The 18,697-nt window shown below is 75.0% G+C and carries 10 protein-coding genes and 1 pseudogene; 2 read left to right on the forward strand and 9 right to left on the reverse strand.

The window, feature by feature from the left end; translation table 11 throughout:
- Positions 1-431 precede the first annotated feature (431 nt).
- Positions 432-629, reverse strand: coding sequence for a hypothetical protein (locus ACZ3YO_RS05115; protein ID WP_465564959.1), 198 nt, complete (start codon positions 627-629; stop codon positions 432-434).
- Between the two features lie 443 nt (positions 630-1,072).
- On the opposite strand from ACZ3YO_RS05115, the pseudogene ACZ3YO_RS05120 reads away from it, so the two are divergent.
- Positions 1,073-2,260: pseudogene (locus tag ACZ3YO_RS05120) on the forward strand (serine/threonine-protein kinase); the annotation flags it as partial.
- 1,274 nt (positions 2,261-3,534) lie between these two features.
- Here the strand turns inward: ACZ3YO_RS05120 and ACZ3YO_RS05125 are convergent.
- On the reverse strand, positions 3,535-4,344 hold the full coding sequence (locus tag ACZ3YO_RS05125; protein WP_465564961.1) for a TrmH family RNA methyltransferase: 810 nt from the start codon (positions 4,342-4,344) through the stop codon (positions 3,535-3,537).
- Between the two features lie 99 nt (positions 4,345-4,443).
- On the opposite strand from ACZ3YO_RS05125, the gene ACZ3YO_RS05130 reads away from it, so the two are divergent.
- Complete coding sequence (locus ACZ3YO_RS05130; RefSeq protein WP_465564964.1) at positions 4,444-7,212, forward strand: SpoIIE family protein phosphatase; 2,769 nt, start codon at positions 4,444-4,446, stop codon at positions 7,210-7,212.
- A 214-nt stretch (positions 7,213-7,426) separates the two neighbouring features.
- On the opposite strand, the gene cobA is transcribed toward ACZ3YO_RS05130, so the two are convergent.
- The 7 genes from cobA to ACZ3YO_RS05165 all read right to left on the reverse strand — a co-directional run bounded on the left by cobA (position 7,427) and on the right by ACZ3YO_RS05165 (position 18,185).
- Positions 7,427-8,704, reverse strand: a complete 1,278-nt coding sequence (gene cobA / locus ACZ3YO_RS05135) for a uroporphyrinogen-III C-methyltransferase (RefSeq protein WP_465564966.1) — start codon at positions 8,702-8,704, stop codon at positions 7,427-7,429.
- Between the two features lie 100 nt (positions 8,705-8,804).
- On the reverse strand, positions 8,805-12,584 hold the full coding sequence (gene cobT / locus ACZ3YO_RS05140) for a nicotinate-nucleotide--dimethylbenzimidazole phosphoribosyltransferase (RefSeq protein ID WP_465564969.1): 3,780 nt from the start codon (positions 12,582-12,584) through the stop codon (positions 8,805-8,807).
- Positions 12,585-13,133: 549 nt separating this feature from the next.
- Complete coding sequence (gene cbiE, locus ACZ3YO_RS05145; RefSeq protein ID WP_465564972.1) at positions 13,134-14,396, reverse strand: precorrin-6y C5,15-methyltransferase (decarboxylating) subunit CbiE; 1,263 nt, start codon at positions 14,394-14,396, stop codon at positions 13,134-13,136.
- Positions 14,397-14,665: 269 nt separating this feature from the next.
- Positions 14,666-15,328: a GNAT family N-acetyltransferase gene (locus ACZ3YO_RS05150; protein WP_465564974.1), complete on the reverse strand. Its 663-nt coding sequence runs from the start codon at positions 15,326-15,328 to the stop codon at positions 14,666-14,668.
- Positions 15,329-15,532: 204 nt separating this feature from the next.
- Positions 15,533-16,360 (reverse strand): MetQ/NlpA family ABC transporter substrate-binding protein, encoded by an 828-nt coding sequence (locus ACZ3YO_RS05155; protein WP_465564978.1) that lies wholly within the window; start codon positions 16,358-16,360, stop codon positions 15,533-15,535.
- 56 nt (positions 16,361-16,416) lie between these two features.
- Positions 16,417-17,163 (reverse strand): methionine ABC transporter permease, encoded by a 747-nt coding sequence (locus ACZ3YO_RS05160; protein WP_396321720.1) that lies wholly within the window; start codon positions 17,161-17,163, stop codon positions 16,417-16,419.
- Positions 17,160-18,185 (reverse strand): methionine ABC transporter ATP-binding protein, encoded by a 1,026-nt coding sequence (locus ACZ3YO_RS05165; protein ID WP_465564982.1) that lies wholly within the window; start codon positions 18,183-18,185, stop codon positions 17,160-17,162. Before ACZ3YO_RS05165 ends, ACZ3YO_RS05160 begins: the two co-directional genes overlap by 4 nt.
- Positions 18,186-18,697 lie beyond the last annotated feature (512 nt).

Consider the following 18,697-nt stretch of genomic DNA (forward strand, 5'->3'; position numbering starts at 1 on the left):
CAGTATCGCGCACAGTAAGGGCCGGGGCCGTGATCCGCGAGGGTCACGGCCCCGGCCCTTTTGCATGCGCTGACTGTCCCCGGTCCGCCCGGTTCCCCGGCGGCGGCAGGCTCGCCGGGCTCCCCGAACTGCTGGGCCCCGCTTGATGCGGGAAGTGGATGCGGAAGAAGAAGAGCCGCGTACGGTCGCCCTCACCGACGTCCGTACGCGGCATCTTCGCCTGCCGGGGTGCTCCAGCGCACCGCTCTCGCCCGTCCGCGAGTCGTCGCGGGCGCGGGCCTTCCCCGGCGGCACTGGCTCCCCGTCCCCAGGGGATTCAGTGCCCGTTCAGTGGCCGGCTGTTATCAGCCGGACGGTCCTCGTTGGTCTGCGCTCGGTCCGTGTGCCGCCCCGGCGGCCCGAGTGGGGTCCGTCGCCTCGGCGGTCGGGCGTCAGCGGGTGATCAGGTCGGCGACGGCCTGGGCCTGGCTCGCCATCTGCTCCCAGCCGCCGAAGAGCATGACCAGCAGCACGGCGCAGGGCAGCGCCATGGCGAGCGCCACCGCCGGGTGCCTGGTCGGCTCCGCGGACCGGCGCTGAGTGAAGGCCGGCCGACGGCGGCGGGGGGATCCCGTGAGCTGCTGTGCCATGCCCCTACTCCTGATTCGTGTGCTGCCCGTACCCGTCGATCCGGTCGTACGGCCGGTCGAGGTGGACGCGGTGGACGGCTTACCTCGGGGGACGAGCTCCCCGTCCACCGCTGAGGACAACGCTATGGCGCGAGGGGGCAGTCGGACGTCATGCCGTCGTACTGTTCTGCGGGCATCCCGGAGGATGACGCTCCGACTTGGGGACTACTACCGCAGGGGGAGACGGTCTCGACCGCGCCCCCGGGGGAACCCTGAGAGACGACCCCGAGAAACGTTTCGGCACCCCCCTGACCTGCCAGGCAGTGCAAGATCGGACAATCGCACGGAGGGTTGAGGTGTTGCGTATCAGCACACCGCAGCGGGCAGTCCGTAAGCTGTGCCAGACAGGAACTGACGATGCCCCAACCGACGGGGCCTCACCCACAGGCTGACGGGGAACGAAGATGGCGATGATGCGGCTGAGGCGTGAGGACCCCCGCATCGTCGGGCCGTACCGCCTGCACCGGCGGCTGGGGGCCGGCGGCATGGGCGTCGTCTACCTCGGCTCCGACCGCCGCGGGCAGCGGGTCGCACTCAAGCTGATCCGCGCCGAACTCGCCGAGGACATGGAGTTCCGCACCCGCTTCGCCCGGGAGATCGCCGCCGCCTCCCGGATCCGCGGCGGCTGCACGGCGCGCGTGGTGGGCTCCGACATCGAGGCCGACCGCCCGTGGCTGGCCACCGCGTACGTCCCCGGCCCGTCGCTGTACAAGCGGGTCGGCGACGAGGGCCCGCTGAGCTGGCCGGAGGCGGCCCGGATCGGCGCCGCGCTGGCCGACGGACTGGTCAAGGTGCACGGGGCCGGCGTCGTCCACCGGGACCTCAAGCCGTCCAACATCCTGCTCTCGCCGCGCGGGCCGCGGATCATCGACTTCGGCATCGCCTGGTCGCGCGGCGCCAGCACGCTCACCCACGTCGGCACGGCGGTCGGCTCCCCCGGCTTCCTTGCGCCCGAGCAGGTCCGCGGCGCCGCGGTGAACCCCGCGACCGACGTCTTCGCGTTCGGTGCCACGCTCGCGTACGCGCTCACCGGCGACACCCCGTTCGGCTCGGGGGCCTCGTCCGAAGTGATGCTGTACCGGGTCGTGCACGAGGAGCCCGACCTGTCGGCCGTACCGCCGCAGCTGGCACCGCTGATCGGGGCCTGCCTGGCGAAGGAGCCCGCGGAGCGGCCCGGCGCGGCCGCCCTCCACGAGCGGCTCAGCGAACTGGCGGCCCGGGGCACGGCCGCGCCCGACGGCACGGGCCCGGACCGGCCGGAGCGTGCGGCGGGCGGGCGGCCGCCCGGTGCGGCGCCCGGCCGCCCCGGCGTGCCGGGACGCGGCGCGGCAGCCCCGATGCCACCGGCCGGCGGCGGGCGCGGGGTGCCCGCGCCCGGGCGGGCCCCCGACCCGGCGGGCGCCGCGCGCGCCCGAGCGGCGGCGGGCAGCCGGCCGGGCGGGCCGCACGGCGGCGGGCAGGGCGTCCAGGCCGGTGGAGCCGTCGGGCACCCGGGCGGGCCGCAGGGCGGGTACCCGGGCGTTCGCCCCGGTGCTCGGGCCGGCGTCCACCCGGGCTCGCGGCCCGGTGTCGCGCAGCGGCGGCCGCAGGGCCAGCCGGCCACCACGCCGATGCCGCGGCCCGAGTCCGTCCAGACCACCCGGCCGATGCGCGAGCGCCAGCAGACCCCACCGCCCGGGCGGACCGGCGGTCCCGGCGGGCCGGCGGGAGCGCGCGAGCGGGAACAGCAGTGGGCGGACCGGCCGCGCCCGCGGGCCCGGGACCGGCAGCACACGCCCGCCCCCGGCGGACGTCCCGGCGGCTCGCGCCGGCGGCTGATGCGGCAGCGACTGATCGTCTTCGTCACCGTCACGCTCGGCGTGGCCCTGGCGATCGCGGCGGCACAGGGCTGCGAGAACCGCAGCAACCAGGGTCGCGGCCCGCTCGGCGCCGGCGGCACGACCATGAGCGCCGCCCCCGTGCCGGCCGGCCAGGCGGGCACCGCCGCACCCGCCGCTCAGCCGGCCGGGGCCGGGCAGTCGGTGGACGGCGTGGCGCCGTCGGCCGCGCCCACCCCGCTGGCGGCGGCCCACGGCGGTGCCGCGGGCGGCGACGGGGCGCTGGCGCCCGCGCAAGGCGCGGGGCCCACGGTCGACTGGCCGAACCGCAGCTACCCCGACCCGGCGGGCGGTCCGGCCGTCGCCCTGCGGGACGGACGTTCGGCGGGGGCCGGGCCGCAGGTCGCGCTGAGCGCGGTCCTCCCGGCCCGCTACAAGGGCGCGCCGGCCACCCTGGTGGTGCTGCGGCGGGCGGAGGGCTCGGTGCCGGTCGACCTGGTCCAGCTCTTCTCGTTCAACGGGGACACGCCCGTGCCGCTCACGTCCCGTTCCTCGGCCGCCGACCCGCAGGCGACGGCCACCTGGCGGCTCGACAACGGCGCGCTGGTCCGCGAGGAACGCAACGGTCAGACCGGCGCGACCGCCTCCACCCGCTACTCGGTGCGGGCCGACGGGACCCTTGAGGAGTCCTGGCCCGGCGCCCCCACCCTCACCGTCACCCCGCCTCCCGCCGCAGCCCCCGCGCCGCCCACCTCCCCCACCGGCTGAAGCGCTCACGCAGCGGGGGGGTCGGCGGGCGCCGGCATCGCCTCGGCCGCCGCCTTCACGGCACGGGAGGTCGGACCGGACTTCACACTCCGCGAGCATCGCCACGAGGCCGGGAGGCCTGGGACGCCGGTGGGGGGCTGTTTGCCGGTGGGCCTGGGGCGACGGTGCAGCGTGGGCCGACCGTGGGGCTGGGCCGACGGTGGGGCCTGGGGCGCGAGGCCGCAGGGCGGGCTCGGAGAGCAGCCCCGCACACAGGAGGTCGGACCGGCCGACTTCCTGTGTCAGGCGGTGGCGGTGACGGCGTAGAAAGCCACCGCTGCGGCGGCGCCGACGTTGAGGGAGTCGATGCCGTGGGCCATGGGGATCCGGACGGGGTGGTCGGCCGCGGCGATGGCCCGGCGGGTGAGGCCGTCGCCTTCGGCGCCGAGCATGAGGGCGGCCTTGGGGAGGCTGTGCGGGGCCAGGGCGGCGAGGTCGACGGCGCCGTCGGCGGGGGTGAGGGCGAGCAGGCTGAAGCCGGCGGCGCGGACCGTGTCCAGGGCGTCCGGCCAGGGGTCGAGCCGGGCGTAGGGGACGGCGAAGACCGCGCCCATGGAGACCTTCACGGCGCGCCGGTACAGCGGGTCCGCGCAGTCGGGCGAGAGCAGGACGGCGTCCATGCCGAGCGCGGCGGCGCTGCGGAAGATCGCGCCCAGGTTGGTGTGGTCGACCAGCCCCTCCAGCACCGCCACCCGGCGGGCGCCGGCCAGCACCGCGGCGGCGTCCGGCAGCGGCTTGCGCTCCATCGATGCGAGTGCGCCGCGGTGGACGTGGTAGCCGGTGACGGCCTCGGCGAGGGCGGGCTCGACGACGTGGACGGGGGCTTCGGCGCCGGCGATCACGTCGGCCATCACGTCCAGCCACTTGGCCGTGAGCAGCATCGACCGCATCCGGTAGCCGGCGGCGAGGGCGCGGCGGATGACCTTCTCGCCCTCGGCGATGAACAGGCCCTCGGCGGGCTCGCGCCGACGGCGAAGTTCGACGTCGGTCAGGCCGGTGTAGTCGGCGAGTCGCGGGTCGGCGGGATCGGTGATGGTGCTGGGTTCGGACACCCTGCGATCTTGCCAAGTCGGGGTGGAGAAGGCCAAACGGCCCAAGGGCCGGAGATGGCTGCCCTTGGCCCGTTGGCACGCAGAGTGCAAATATGACGTATGGCCCGTTTTCCGGGCCGATCCTGGGCTCCGTCGGCCTCTGGTGCTTCTGGCTCCTCCGTCGCCTCCCGTGCCACTGGTACCGCCGGCTCTTCCGGTGGGCGCCCACACGGTCGGCAACAGCAGCCACGAGCGGCGCGGCCGAAGCCGGTGAAGCGCCGGTCGGTGGCTGGGCAGGTGTTCGCGCTGCAGGTGGTGGTGGTGCTGCTGCTCGTGGCGTCCGCCGTGGTGGCGCTGGTGGTGCAGTCCCGCAACGACGCCCGGGAGGAGGCGCGCAGCCGGTCGGTGGCGGTCGCCCAGACCTTCGCCAACTCGCCCGGCATCGTCGAGGCGCTGCGCTCCCCCGATCCGACCGCGATCCTCCAGCCGAAGGCACAGGCCGCCGCGGTCAACGCCGGCGTGGACTTCATCGTCGTGCTCGACACCAACGGCATCCGCTACACCCACCCCAACCCGGCCCGGATCGGCCAGAAGTTCGTCGGGAACTACCAGCCCGCCTTGCAGGGGGAGGTGGTGACCGAGGAGGTCAACGGCACGATCGGACCGCTGGTCCAGGCGATCGTTCCGGTGCACGCGCCGGACAGCCAGGTGGTCGGTTTGGTGTCGGCGGGCATCACGATCGCCAACGTGAGCAGTGCGAGCGAGCGGCAGCTGCCCGTCGTGCTGGGCGCCGCGGCGATCGCACTGGGGTTGGCGACCTGCGGCACGGCGCTGATCAGCCGGCGGCTGCGGCGGCAGACGCACGGGCTCGGCCCGGCCGAGATGACGCGGATGTACGAGCACCATGCGGCGGTGCTGCACGCGGTGCGCGAGGGGGTGCTGATCGTCGCGGGCGACGGCCAGCTGCTGCTCTGCAACGACGAGGCGCGCCGACTGCTGGACTTGCCCGCCGACGCCGAGGGGCGGATGGTGCCGGAGCTGGGTCTGGACCCGGCACCCGAGGAGCTGCTGACCGCCAACCGGGCGGTCACCGACGAGGTGGTGCTGGCCGGCGAGCGGCTGCTGGCGGTGAACGTCCGGCTGACCGACCGGGACGGCGGCCCGCCCGGCTGTGTCGCCACGCTGCGTGACTCCACCGAGCTGCTGGCGCTGTCCGGACGGGCCGAGGTGGCGCAGCGGCGGCTGCGGCTGCTGTACGACGCGGGTGTCACGGTGGGCAGTTCGCTGGATGTGACGCGGACGGCCGAGGAGCTGGTGCAGGTGACGGTGCCGCGGTTCGCGGACTTCGCCAGCGTCGACCTGGCCGAGCCGGTGCTGGAGGGTGAGGAGCCGCCGCAGGGCCTCGCACTGGGGCGGATGCGCAGGGCGGCGTTCCGCGGGGTCCGGGCGGACTCGCCGTTCTACCCCGTCGGCACCGTGGTGGAGGTGGTGCCGTCGACGCCGCTGGCGGGGTCGCTGGACAGCGGGCTGCCGGGGGTGGAGCCGAGGCTGGCGGAGACATCGGCCTGGCGGGAGCAGGATCCGGAGCGGTCGGCGCAGGTGCTGGCCTACGGGGTGCACTCGCTGGTGCGGGTGCCGCTGCGGGCGCGCGGGGTGCTGCTGGGGGTGGCGCGGTTCTGGCGGGCGGACCGGGAGGAGCCGTTCGAGGAGGAGGACCTGGCGCTCGCCGAGGAGCTGGTCGCGCATGCCGCGGTCTGCATCGACAACGCGCGCCGGTACACCCGGGAACACACGATGGCGGTGACCTTGCAGCACAGTCTGCTGCCGCGCACCCTGCCGGAGCAGAACGCGCTGGAAGTGGCGCACCGGTACCTGCCGGCGCAGGCGGGGGTCGGCGGCGACTGGTTCGACGTGATCCCGCTGCCGGGCGCGCGGGTGGCGCTGGTGGTCGGGGACGTGGTGGGGCACGGACTGCACGCGGCGGCCACGATGGGGCGGCTGCGGACGGCGATCCACAACTTCTCGACGCTCGACCTGCCGCCGGACGAGCTGCTGGGACACCTGGACGACCTGGTGAACCGGATAGACCAGGAGGAGTCGGCGACCGGCGGTGCGGCGGCGGTGACCGGTGCGACCTGCCTGTACGCGATCTACGACCCGGTGGCGCGGCGTTGCACGCTGGCCAGTGCGGGGCATCCGCCGCCGGCGCTGGTCGATCCGGAGGGTCGGGTGGTGTTCCCCGAGCTGCCGACCGGGCCGCCGCTGGGGCTGGCGGTGCTGCCGTTCGAGACGGTGGAGCTGGAGGTGGCCGAGGACAGCCGGCTGGTGCTCTACACGGACGGCTTGGTGGAGGACCGCGAGAGGGACATCGACGAGGGGCTGGAGCTGCTCCGGACCGCGCTGTCCGGGCCGCCGCGGACGCCGGAGCAGACGTGTGCGGACGTCCTGGGAGCGATGCTGCCGGCACATCCGCAGGACGACATCGCGCTCCTGGTGGCGCGGACGCGGATGCTGGCGCCGGAGCAGGTGGCGGAGTGGGAGGTGCCGTCCGACCCGGCCGCGGTGGGCGAGGTGCGGGCGGCGGTGTCGGAGAAGCTGGCGCTGTGGGGGCTGGACGAGGCGGCGTTCGTCACCGAGCTGATCCTCAGCGAGCTGGTGACCAATGCGATCCGGTACGGGTCGGGGCCGATCCGGGTGCGGCTGCTCCGCGACCGGACGTTGATCTGCGAGGTGTCGGACGGCAGCAGCACGTCGCCGCATCTGAGGTACGCGGCCACCACGGACGAGGGCGGACGCGGGCTCTTCCTGGTCGCCCAGTTCGCGGACCGGTGGGGCACGCGGTACACGGCCACCGGGAAGGTGATCTGGACAGAGCAGCCGTTGGAGTGAATGTGGCTGCGTGTGGTTTGGCGTGGGAAGTCGGCGGGGCCGACTTCCCACGCCCGCGGTGTTTGCAAAGGCCACGCTTTGCAAACAGCACGGGCGAGCCCGAGGGCCGGCCGCGGAGGTGTCCGGTGCGGGGGCCCGGGGTCATCCCCCGGGCCCCCGGAGGACGGCCCGGCGCCGTGCTTTGCAAAGTCACCTTTGCAAAGCGGCGGGTGGGTCAGGAGTGGAGGGCGGGGGCGAGGACATTGACGACGTCGCCGATCACGATCACGGCCGGGGGCTTGATCTGCTCGGCCTGGACGACGGCCGCGACGGTGGCGAGGGTGGCGTCCACGCGGCGCTGGGCGGCGGTGGTGCCCTCCTGGACGACGGCGACCGGGGTGTCGGCCGGGCGGCCGCACTCGACCAGCCTGGCCGCGATCGCCCCGATCTTGTCCACGGCCATCAGCAGCACCAGGGTGCCGCTCATCCGCCCGACGGCCTCCCAGTTGGTCAGCGAGCGCTCGTCATCCGGGCCGACGTGACCGGAGATCACCGTGAACTCGTGGGTCATCCCGCGGTGGGTGACCGGCACACCGACCGAGGCCGGGACACTGATCGAGCTGGAGATGCCCGGGACCACGGTGACCGGCAGCCCGGCCTCCGCGCAGGCCAGCAGCTCCTCGCCGCCACGCCCGAAGACGTACGGGTCGCCACCCTTGAGCCGGACCACGAACTTGCCGGCCTTGGCGTGCTCGATGAGCGTCCGGTTGATCGCCTCCTGGGCCATGAACCGCCCGTACGGGATCTTCGAGGCGTCGATCACCTCGACGTGCTCCGGCAGCTCGGCCAGCAGCTCGCGCGGCGCCAGCCGGTCGGCGACCACCACGTCCGCGTCGGCCAGCAGCCGGCGGCCGCGGACGGTGATGAGGTCCGGGTCGCCCGGGCCGCCGCCGACCAGGGCGACGCTCCCCCGGCCCGACGGCTGGGAGGTACCCCCGACACCGTGCGCACGGTACTGGCGGGCGGCCAGCGAGCCGTCCCGCAGGCCGTCCACGATGGCGTCGCGCAGGGCGGCGGAGTGCCGCGGGTCGCCGGTGAGGACGGCGACGGTGGCGCCCCCGTCGCGGCCGCTGGCCGGCGTCCAGGCGCTGGCCGCGGCCGCGTCGTCGCTGCGCGCGCAGAACACCCGCTCCCGCTCGGCCTCGGCGCTGACCGCCGCGTTGACCGCCGGGTCGTCGGTGGCGACCAGCGCGTACCAGGTGCCGGCGAGGTCGCCGTCCTGGTAGCGGCGCTCGTGCCAGGTCAGCTCACCGGCGTCGGCCATGGCCTGGACGGCGGGCGTGGTGGCCGGGGATATCAGGTGCAGGTCCGCACCGGTGGCGATCAGGGCGGGCAGCCGGCGCTGGGCGACGTGGCCGCCGCCGACCACGACGACGCGGCGGCCGGCGAGCAGCAGGCCGACCGGGTACGGGGTGCGGCCCTCGGTACCGGGGTGGGGGTTGGGCGCGGTCATGGGCGGAGCTCCTGGATCGGGGTGAGGGTGGTGGGGGTACAGCACCGCTCCGCGTGCCGGCGCGCCCTCGGGCCGGTACACGGAGCGGTGCGGGCAGACGTCAGGACTTCTCGGTGACCCCGGCGGAGTCGAACGTGGCTACATCGTGCATCGCGCGGGCCGCACTCTGCACCAGCGGCAGGGCCAGCAGGGCACCGGTGCCCTCGCCGAGCCGCAGGTCGAGGTCGATCAGCGGACGCAGGCCGAGCTTGGCCAGCGCGGCCTGGTGACCGGGTTCGGCGGAGCGGTGGCCGGCGATGCAGGCGGCCAGCACCTCGGGGGCGATCGCCTTGGCTGCCAGCGCGGCCGAACCGGCGATGACACCGTCCAGGATGACCGGGGTGCGCAGCGAGGCGGCGCCGAGCAGGAAGCCGGCGATGGCGGCGTGCTCCAGGCCGCCGACGGCGGCGAGGACGCCGATCGGGTCGGCCGGGTCCGGCTGGTGCAGGGTGAGGGCGGCGCGGATGACGTCGACCTTGCGGGCGTGGGTCTCGTCGTCGATGCCGGTGCCGCGGCCGGTGACCTCGGCCGGGTCCAGGCCGGTGAAGACCGAGATCAGGGCGGCGGAGGCGGTGGTGTTGGCGATGCCCATGTCGCCGGTGATCAGTGCCTTGTTGCCGGCGGCGACGAGGTCGCGGGCGGTCTCGATGCCGATCTCGAGGGCCTTGAGGGCCTCCTCGCGGGTCATCGCCGGACCCTGGGTCATGTCGCCGGTGCCGGGGCGGACCTTGCGCGGCAGCAGGCCGGTGGTGCGGCCCTGCTGGATCGCGTCGGGCAGCTCGGCGGCGACGCCGACGTCCACCACGCAGACCTCGGTGCCGATCTGCTTGGCGAAGGCGTTGACCACCGCTCCCCCGGCCAGGAAGTTGCCGACCATCTGGGCGGTGACCTCCTGCGGCCAGGGGCTGACGCCCTGGGCGTGGACGCCGTGGTCGCCCGCGAAGATCGCCACGCAGGCGGGCTCCGGGAGCGGCGGCGGGCACTTGCGGGAAAGGCCGGACAGCTGGGCGGAGATGATCTCCAGCATGCCGAGCGAGCCGGCCGGCTTGGTCATCCGCTTCTGGCGGTCCCAGGCCTCGCCGAGCGCCTTGGCGTCGAGCGGGCGGATGCCGCGCAGGGTCTCGGAGAGCACGCTGTGCGGCTCCTCGCCGGGCAGCGCGCGGTTGCCGTACTGCTCCTCGTGGACGACCCAGGAGAGCGGGCGCTTCTTGGCCCAGCCCTGCTGCTGGAGCTCGGGCTCGTCCGGGAAGGCGTCGACGTAGCCGACGCAGAGGTAGGCGACGACCTCCAGGTGCTCGGGCAGGCCGAGCTCGCGGACCATCTCCTCCTCGTCGAAGAAGCTCACCCAGCCGACGCCGAGGCCCTCGGCGCGGGCGGCGAGCCAGAGGTTCTCGACGGCGAGGGCGGCCGAGTACGGGGCCATCTGGGGCTGGGTGTGGCGGCCCAGGGTGTGCCGGCCGCCACGGGTGCGGTCGGCGGTGACGACGATGTTGACGGGCGTCTCGAGGATCGCCTCGATCTTGATTTCCTTGAACTGCTTGGCCCGGCCCTTGGGGAGCGAGTCCGCGAACGCCTCGCGCTGGCGCTCGGCCAGTTCGTGCATCTTGCGGCGGGTCTTGGCCGAGCGGATCACCACGAAGTCCCACGGCTGCGAGTAGCCGACGCTGGGCGCGGTGTGGGCGGCCTCCAGGACGCGGATCAGCACCTCGTGCGGGATCGCGTCCGGGCGGAAGCCGTTGCGGATGTCGCGGCGCTCGCGGATGACCTGGTGGACGGCCTCACGGCCGGCGTCGTCGTAGCCGGGGGCGGCCGGGCCGCGCGGCTCGGCGGGCTCCTCGGGGGCGGCTTCCTCGGCGGCCGGCTCGGCACCGGTCTCGGGGGCGGGCTCCGTCCCGGGGGCGGGCTCCTCGGCGGAGGCGTCGGCGGCGGGCTCCGCGACGGCCTCGGTTGCGGCCTCGGCTTCGGCCGGAGCGGCCTGGGCCGGCTCGGCCTCGACCGGTGCCTCGGCGGCTCCCTCGGGCTCTCCGGTCGGCGCCGCGGGCTCGGCGGCGGCCGGCTCAACAGCGGCGGGCTCGACGGCGGCGGCCTCGGCGGGTACCCCGGCGTCGGGGGCCACGACCTCGGGTGCCACGACCTCGGGTGCCACGGCGTCGGGTGCCACGGCGTCGGGGGCGGTGTCCCCGGCCGGCGCGGCCTCCTGCGGCTGCCCGCCGTCCGGCGCGGCGACGGCCTGGCCGGACGGCATCTCGCCGGTGCCGACAGCCGTCTCGGCAGCCGCGGGCTGGGCGCCGGCCTCGGCGGCGACGACCGCCTCGGCCTCGACCGGTGCCTCGGGCTGCTCGGCGGGCGCTATGGGCACGGCCTGCTGAGCCTCGCCCTCCGCGACGGCCGCGGCCTGCTCGGTCGCCTCGACCTGCGGGAGGCCGTGCGGGGCGGGCGCGGCGAGGAAGGCGGAGATCCGGCGGGGCTGGTTGGCCGGGGCGCCCTGGGTGGCGGGCTCGGACGGCTGCTCCTCGACGGCGGCCGGGGCGGACGCCTCGGCAACGGGCGCGGCCTCGGCGGAAACCTCAACGGCGGCCGGCTCGACAGAGACGGGCTCGGCGGCGGGCTCGACGGGCGCGGGCTCGACGGAGGCCTCCGGGGCCTCGACGGGCGCGGCCTCGACGGGCGGCTCGACCGGCTGCCCGGCGAGGGCCTCTGCGGCCGGAGCGACGGCCTGGTCGGCCGGCTGCCCGGCAGCGGCCTCGGCGGCCTGCTCCGCCACGGGCCCGGCGACGGCCGCGTCCATGGCGGGCACCTCCGCGACGACCGCCTCCACGACAACCGCCTCCGTGGCAGCCGGATCGACCGCCACCGCTGCCTCGACGACCTGCGGGGCCGCCGGGACCGGCTGGACGCCCGGTGCCTGCTGGGGCACCGGCTGGGCCTGCAGCGGCGCGACGGCCTGCGGCGGCTCCGGCTGGCCGACGACGACCGGGATGCCGTGGGCGGGCGTGCCGCCCTGCGAGGGGCCGCGGTCGGCGAGGGAGCGGACCGGCACCTGGCCGGTCATCAGCGACGGGTCCGGGATCGGCGGGCCGGCGTGCAGCGGGCGGCGCTGCTGCTGAGCCGCCGTCAGCGCCTCCTGGCCCTGTGCCTGGAGCGGGAGCTGGACGGGCTGGCCCTGCAGCGGCTGCGGCTGGACCGGGGCCTGCTGCGCGGCCGGGTCGGCGGCGCCGAGCACCGGCGGCTCCAGCGGCGGCCAGGACGGCTCGACCGGGGTGCCGTGGGCGCCCTGCTGGTCGGCGGCCGGCTCGGCGGGGACGGCCGCGAGCGGCTCGCCCCAGGAGCCCTGCGGGCCGGGCATCAGCAGCACGTCGTCCTCGTCGTCGAGCGGGTCCGGCTGGTCGGGCTGGTCGAGGAAGTGGAAGGCGGGACGCGGGGCGCCCGGGTCGACGGCCCAGCCCTCGCCCGGCACACCGGGGACGGACATCTCGGAGACCGGCACCCCGGCGGCGTGGGCACCGGCGACGGGGGCGCCCGGAACCGGGGCCCCGGGCCCACCGGCGACCGGCATGCCGTAACCGGGCGCGGCGAGCGGCTGGCCCTGGCCGGGCACGCCCTGCGGCGGCAGCGTGACCGCCCCCGGCGGCACCGCGCCGGGCAGGCCGTTCCCCGGCATCGCGGCGTTCGGCATCGCGGCGTTCGGGATCACGCCACCGTCCATCGCGACGCCCTGCACGGGTGCGACGCCCTGTACGGGTGCGACAGCCGCGACGCCCTCCGGGCCGCCGAGCGGGTCGGGCCCGGCGAGCAGGTGCTCCGGCAGTCCCTCGTTCGGGACGTGGCCGCCATCGGTCATGTCAAAGCTCCTTCCAGGCCGCTGCCGCGCCCTTGGCGACGCGATCACCGACCGCAGCGCCCATCCGCACGGGCCGGGCCAGCACCGGCCCGCCCCTCAACCACACACGGCCGCCGCGCCGAGGCGCTGCGGCCGAAGTCCTTCCGGCGCGCTGCGGCACCCCGGCCCGCACACCACCCCGGAGGGGTGGCGTGCCATCTGAAACAACGACAAGCCGGGGCAACCGGCACGACCGCACCGGACCCTACGGCATTCTCCAGGTCCGGCATGCGGCCCGTCGAATTGCCCACACTCCGAGCCGTAGCTGGTTGCATCGCGTCAAAAAGGCGACAAACCGACCGGATCGGGCGGGCCATCGGACGCCGCAGCCGTCCCGGACGCCACACTACCGGCCCGGCGCCGCCGCCTCTCGAATCGGTGTCCGGATGCGACCTGGATCACCGCCCGGACGTGCCCGCCGCGCGACCTCGTCACCCCGTCAGGAGCCGGAGCCGCGCCGGAACCCTCACCGGATGTGCCACCGGGGTCACCGCCGGAGGCACTTCGTCTTCACACGATCTGCTCACCCCAGAGCAGGAGCACGCCCGGCTCCCCCGTGCCGAGCCGCAGCGCGCCCGTCCCGTCCGCCTGCAGCGGCGTGGCCTGCAGCAACGCGCCGTCCGGCCGGTAGCCGGCCTCGGCGATGGCGCGGCGGATCTCGTCCGCCTCGGCGAGGCCGTGGGCGACGGCCACGAACCGCTCGGGCCGGCGGGCCAGGACGGCGCGCACCACCACGGTGCCGCCGGCCTCGACGACGGCGGCGTCCGGCTCCGGCAGGCCGCCGAGCACCTCGGGGCCGCTGCCGTGGACGGTCTCCACCTCGACGCCGTAGCGGCGGGCGTTGACGGTGAGCCGGGCGCAGGCCGAGCGGTCGGCCTCGATCGCGACCACGGCGGCGCCGAAGCGGGCGGCCTCGACGGCGAGGGCGCCGTGGCCCGCGCCGACCGACCAGACGAGGTCCCCCGGGCGGGCACCCAGACGGGCCAGCACCAGGGCGCGCACGTGCGCCGGGAGCGTCCCGGATGCGCCGGGCGCGTCCTCCGCGCTCCCGGCGCTCGCGTAGGAGTCGACGGGGAGCGCCCAGCCGCGGTCCGGGCCGGGGAAGCCGACCGGCCGTCCGGCCAGCCAGCCGGCGGCCTGGCCGACCGTGCCCGCCTGCGGGCCGCTGCCGTTGCCGCCGATGACCAGCACGACGTTGGGGTCGCGCCAGATGTGGTCGGCGACCCGGTCGGAGGTGAGGACGGTGACGTCCTCCTCGGGGGTACCGAGGGCCTCGCAGACCACGAAGGTCCGGTGCACCCCGCGCAGCATCAGGGCGAGTTCGCTCGGCCCGGCGCCGGGCGCGGTGAGGACGGCGACCTTGGGGTTGGCCCGGCAGATGTTGGCGGCGCGGCGCAGCCGTCCGCCGTGTGCGCTGACCACCTGGGCGTCCTCCCAGGGCATGCCGGCCCGGGCGAAGGCGGCGGCGACCGAGGAGACGGCGGGCAGGACTTCGAGTTCGAGGCCGTACTCGGGGCGGCGCAGGGTGCGGACGACGCCGAAGAAGCCGGGGTCGCCCTCGGCCACGACGACGGCGGCGCCGCGGTGTTCGGCGATCCGGCGGGCGGCGAGCTGGACGTTGCCGAGGGCGAGCCGCTCGGCGCCGGGCGGCACCGGGAGGGCGTTGAGCTGGTAGGGGGCGCCGGCCACCAGGGTCGCCGCGGCGAGGGCCGCGCCGGCGGCCTCGGTCAGCGGGGTGCCGTCCCACCCGATGACCGTGATCCGGTCAGCCATCTGCGGCTGTTCTCCCTCGCCTCGGTGCGCCGACATGCGGCGCCCGCGTGCGGCGCCGGTCAGAGGTTACCGGGTGCCATCCCATCGGCGCCGACATCTCGCACACATGTCCGTCGCGCGCGGGGCCTGCGGGGCGCGGGTGCGGAAGGTGGCGAGGGGCGGCGTGGGTGCGGGGGCCGAGGGGCGCGAGGGGCGGCGAGGGGCGCGGGTGGAGGCGGAGGAGCCGGGGCCGGAAGGGGTGCGCCGGGGCCGGGGCGGTGCGAGCTGGCTCAGTCGCGCAGGACGTAGCGGTCGCCGGGCCAGCCCGTCCCGTGGTCGGCCGGGTTCTCCATGTCCTCGGGCAGCAGGCTCCACAGGATGAGGTCGCTGCGGCTCTCTCCCCCGGCCTGGCGGCCGGGAGCCGCCCCCACGGTGACCTCGCCGGGCTCGCCGCGCACTATCCACGCGCTGCGCAGCACGCCCTCGCTGATGGAGCCGACCTTCTGGGCGACCTGCTGGGCGGCGGTGTTTCCGGCGGCGGTGCGCATTTCCAGCCGCAGGAAGCCGCGGTCCTCGAAGAGCCACTGGGCGACGCCGAGGACGGCCTCGGGCGCGTAGCCCTCGCCGCGTGCCCAGGGGGCGGTGACGTAGGAGATCTCGGTGGAGCGCAGCCGCCAGTCGGTGTTGCGCAGTTCGACCAGGCCGACGAGGCGCTGGGTGAGGTGTTCGGTGACGGCGAAGACGATGCCGCGGCCGGCCGCGCGGTGGGCGGGGGCGAGGGTGCGGGCGAGTTCGGCGGCGTAGGTCTCGGTGAAGGGGTGCGGGGCGTCGGTCCAGGCCAGGACGAGTTCGTCGGCCATCATCTCGGCGAGGCCGGGGGCGTCGTCCTCCGCAAGGGGGCGCAGCAGCAGCCGTTCGGTGCTGATGGCGGTCTCGGGGAAGCTCGCTGCCATGCCGTCTCTCCTCGCCGGGTCGTGGACACACCGTACGCCTCGCCGGTGCCCCCGGTGCCGTGCGGTGCACGGACCGGACGACGGTACGTCAGAACGCGGTCTGTCAGGGCGTCACTGGTGCATACTGCCCGACCGGGCCCCCGCCGAGGTGCGGCGGGGGCCCGGTCGTGGGAGTGCGTGGCCGTGGTGCCGGGCCGGGGTCGGTCAGAAGGCCGGGACGACGGAGCCCTGGAAGGTGTCCTCGATGTACTTCTTGACCTCGGGCGAGTGGAGCAGCTCGGCGAGCTTCTTGACCCGCGGGTCGTTCTCCTTGCCCTGCTTGACGGCGAGGATGTTGGCGTAGGGGTTGCCCTCGGCCTTCTCCAGGATCAGGGAGTCGCCGGCGGGCTTGAGGCCCGCGTCGAGGGCGTAGTTGCCGTTGATGACGGCGGCGTCGAGGTCGTCGATGGAGCGGGGCAGCTGGGCGGCCTCCAGCTCCTTCCACTTGAGGTTCTTCGGGTTGGCGGTGACGTCGGCGGGGGTGGCGGCGGTGCCGGCGCCGGCCTTGAGGGTGATCAGGTTGTTGTCGGCGAGCAGCTTGAGCGCGCGGCCCTCGTTGGTGGCGTCGTTGGGCAGGCCGACGGTGGCGCCGTCCTTGAGGTCGCCGATGGCCTTGACCTTCTTCGAGTACACGCCCAGCGGCTCCAGGTGGACCGGCTCGACGGAGACGATCTGGGTGCCGTGCTTCTTGTTGAAGTCCTCCAGGTACGGGACGTGCTGGAAGTAGTTGGCGTCGGCCGAGCCGTCCTGCACCGCGGTGTTGGGGGTCACGTAGTCGGTGACCTCCTTGATGTTGAGCTTGAGGCCGGCCTTGTCCGCCAGGTTGTCCTTGACGTACTTGAGGATCTGGCCGTGCGGGGTGGGGCTGGCGACGACGGTCAGCGGGGCGTTCGGGTCGGAGGACCCGGACGAGCCGGAGCTGCCGCAGGCGGCGAGGGAGAGGGCGATGCCGGCGGTGGCGAGGACGCTGGTGAACTTCAGGGCGTTGCGCACGAAAAGTGCCTTTCTGCGTGATGCGGGGAGCCGCGTCCGGTGCGGACGGCGGGTGGTCAGGGGGCGACGAGGTCCTCGTCGGGGGCGGCCGGGGCGGCAGGGGTGCCGCCGCGCGGGCCGAGCAGGCGGGTCCGGCCGCCGGTGCGTCCGCGGTTGGCGAGGCTGCGGACGGCCCAGTCGCCGAGCAGCTGGACGACGGTGACGATGATCACCAGCTCCGCGACGATGATCCACATGAAGGCGGTCTCGAAGCGGAAGTAGCCGTAGTTGATGGCGAGGGTGCCGAGGCCGCCGCCGCCGACCACGCCCGCCATCGCGGAGTAGCTGATCAGCGTGATGATCGTGGTGGTGACGGAGGCGACGAGGGCGGGCAGCGCCTCGGGCAGCAGCGTCTTGCGCACGATGGTCCAGGTGGAGCCGCCCATGGCCTGGACGGCCTCGACCAGGCCGCGGTCGACCTCGCGGACGGAGGTCTCGACCAGCCGGGCGAAGAAGGGGATCGCGCCGATGGTGAGCGGCACGGTCGCGGCCTCCCAGCCGATGGAGGTGCCGACCAGCCAGCGGGTGAAGGAGATCAGGGCGATCATCAGGATGATGAACGGCACCGAGCGGGCGACGTTCACGACGGCGCCGAGCACCTTGTTGACCGGCCGGTTCTGCAGCAGGCCGCCCTTGTCGGTGACGACGAGGAGGACACCCAGCGGCAGCCCGAACAGGATGGTGCCGACGGTGGCGACGCCGACCATCTGGAGGGTCTCCCAGGTGGCGGGCCACATCAGTTCCTGCATCTGGTCCCAGGTCATGCCACCGCTCCGTTCGCCGCCTCGATCACGTCCACCTGCAGGCCCTGTTCGCGCAGGAAGCCGATGGGCACCACGTTGTCCGTGCGGCTGCCGGGCAGTTCGACCCGCATCCGGCCGACCATGCGGCCGGCGATGGTCTCGACGGCGGCGCCGAGGATGTTGATGTCGATCTGGTAGGTGCGGGCGAGCTGGGAGACGAAGGGCCGGGCGGAGGTGTCGCCCTGGAAGGTGATCTCCAGCACGGTGCTGCCGGGGTGGCCGGTGCCGAACTCGCTGAGCGGGAAGAGCTCGCGGGCGAGTTCGGAGCCGGGCTCGGCGAGCAGGTCGGTCAGTTCGCCGGACTCGACCACCTTGCCGCCGCGCATCAGGGCGGCGGAGTCGCAGACGGACTTGATGACGTCCATCTCGTGGGTGATCAGCAGGACGGTGAGGCCGAGCTGCTGGTTGAGGTCGCGCAGCAGCTTGAGGATGGAGCGGGTGGTCTCGGGGTCGAGCGCCGAGGTGGCCTCGTCGGAGAGCAGCACCTTGGGGTCTCCGGCGAGGGCGCGGGCGATGCCGACGCGCTGCTTCTGGCCGCCGGAGAGCTGACCGGGGTAGCTGCGGGCCTTGTCGGCGAGGCCGACCAGGTCGAGGAGTTCGGCGGCCTTGCGGCGGCGCTGGGTGCGGTCCAGGCCGATGATCTCCAGCGGGAGCTCGACGTTCTGCTGGACGGTGCGCGAGGCCAGCAGGTTGAAGTGCTGGAAGACCATGCCGATCCGGCGCCGGGCCTCGCGCAGCTCCCTGCCGGCCCGGTTCTCGCCGCCGGCGAGCGCGGTGAGCTCGACGCCGTCCACGGTGACCGTTCCGGAGCTGGGGCGTTCCAGCATGTTGACGCAGCGGATGAGGGTGGACTTGCCCGCGCCGCTGGTGCCGACGACTCCGTAGACCTCGCCCGGGCGCACGTGCAGGTCGACGCCGGCGAGGGCGGTCACCTCGCGGCCGCGGGAGCGGTAGACCTTCGTGAGGTCCGTGGTGGTGATCACAGCTGCTTCCGTGGGTCGGGGGCGGACGGCGTGCGGACGCCGGACCGGGTTGCGGTCGGCGACATGGACGGCGTGACGCCAGGGGGATCCGGACCTGCCACCCCTTGATCGTCCCCGGTGGGCGGCCGGGCCGCGCGACGGCGTGGCCCTTACGAGTCATCAGGGACTGCCACCTGCCCGGGCGTGGGCAGGCGGATGGAGGGGACTGCTCTGCGGCAGGCAGGGCGCGCTCACTCAGGACGGGAGCGGCCGGTTCTCGCTTCGGGGCGCGAGGTGGGGGGCACCCCCGGGCGGAGCCTGGGGGGCGGGAACGGTGGCCCTCAGCGGTGACACATTCGACGGCACATGGCACGCTCACCTGCCGGCAGGGTGCCGGTGGGGGTCCATTTCGTCGTCGCAGTCATGTGAGCCAGTAAATCAGATGGTCGGACCTGGTCCCAATTATTTGGATCAGCCGTCCGCAATGCGGACACCCATCGCTGTGACCAGCAGCGATACGGCCCGGCGCTACC

Source organism: Kitasatospora sp. NPDC022785 (assembly GCF_055561295.1).

What these genes read in the sequence shown, in the direction of transcription:
- ACZ3YO_RS05115 (WP_465564959.1), bottom strand. Translation starts at nt 629, where the DNA reads ATGGCACAGCAGCTCACGGGATCCCCCCGCCGCCGTCGGCCGGCCTTC.
- ACZ3YO_RS05130 (WP_465564964.1), top strand. Translation starts at nt 4,444, where the DNA reads ATGGCCCGTTTTCCGGGCCGATCCTGGGCTCCGTCGGCCTCTGGTGCT.
- cobA (WP_465564966.1), bottom strand. Translation starts at nt 8,704, where the DNA reads ATGACCGCGCCCAACCCCCACCCCGGTACCGAGGGCCGCACCCCGTAC.
- cobT (WP_465564969.1), bottom strand. Translation starts at nt 12,584, where the DNA reads ATGACCGATGGCGGCCACGTCCCGAACGAGGGACTGCCGGAGCACCTG.
- cbiE (WP_465564972.1), bottom strand. Translation starts at nt 14,396, where the DNA reads ATGGCTGACCGGATCACGGTCATCGGGTGGGACGGCACCCCGCTGACC.
- ACZ3YO_RS05150 (WP_465564974.1), bottom strand. Translation starts at nt 15,328, where the DNA reads ATGGCAGCGAGCTTCCCCGAGACCGCCATCAGCACCGAACGGCTGCTG.
- ACZ3YO_RS05160 (WP_396321720.1), bottom strand. Translation starts at nt 17,163, where the DNA reads ATGACCTGGGACCAGATGCAGGAACTGATGTGGCCCGCCACCTGGGAG.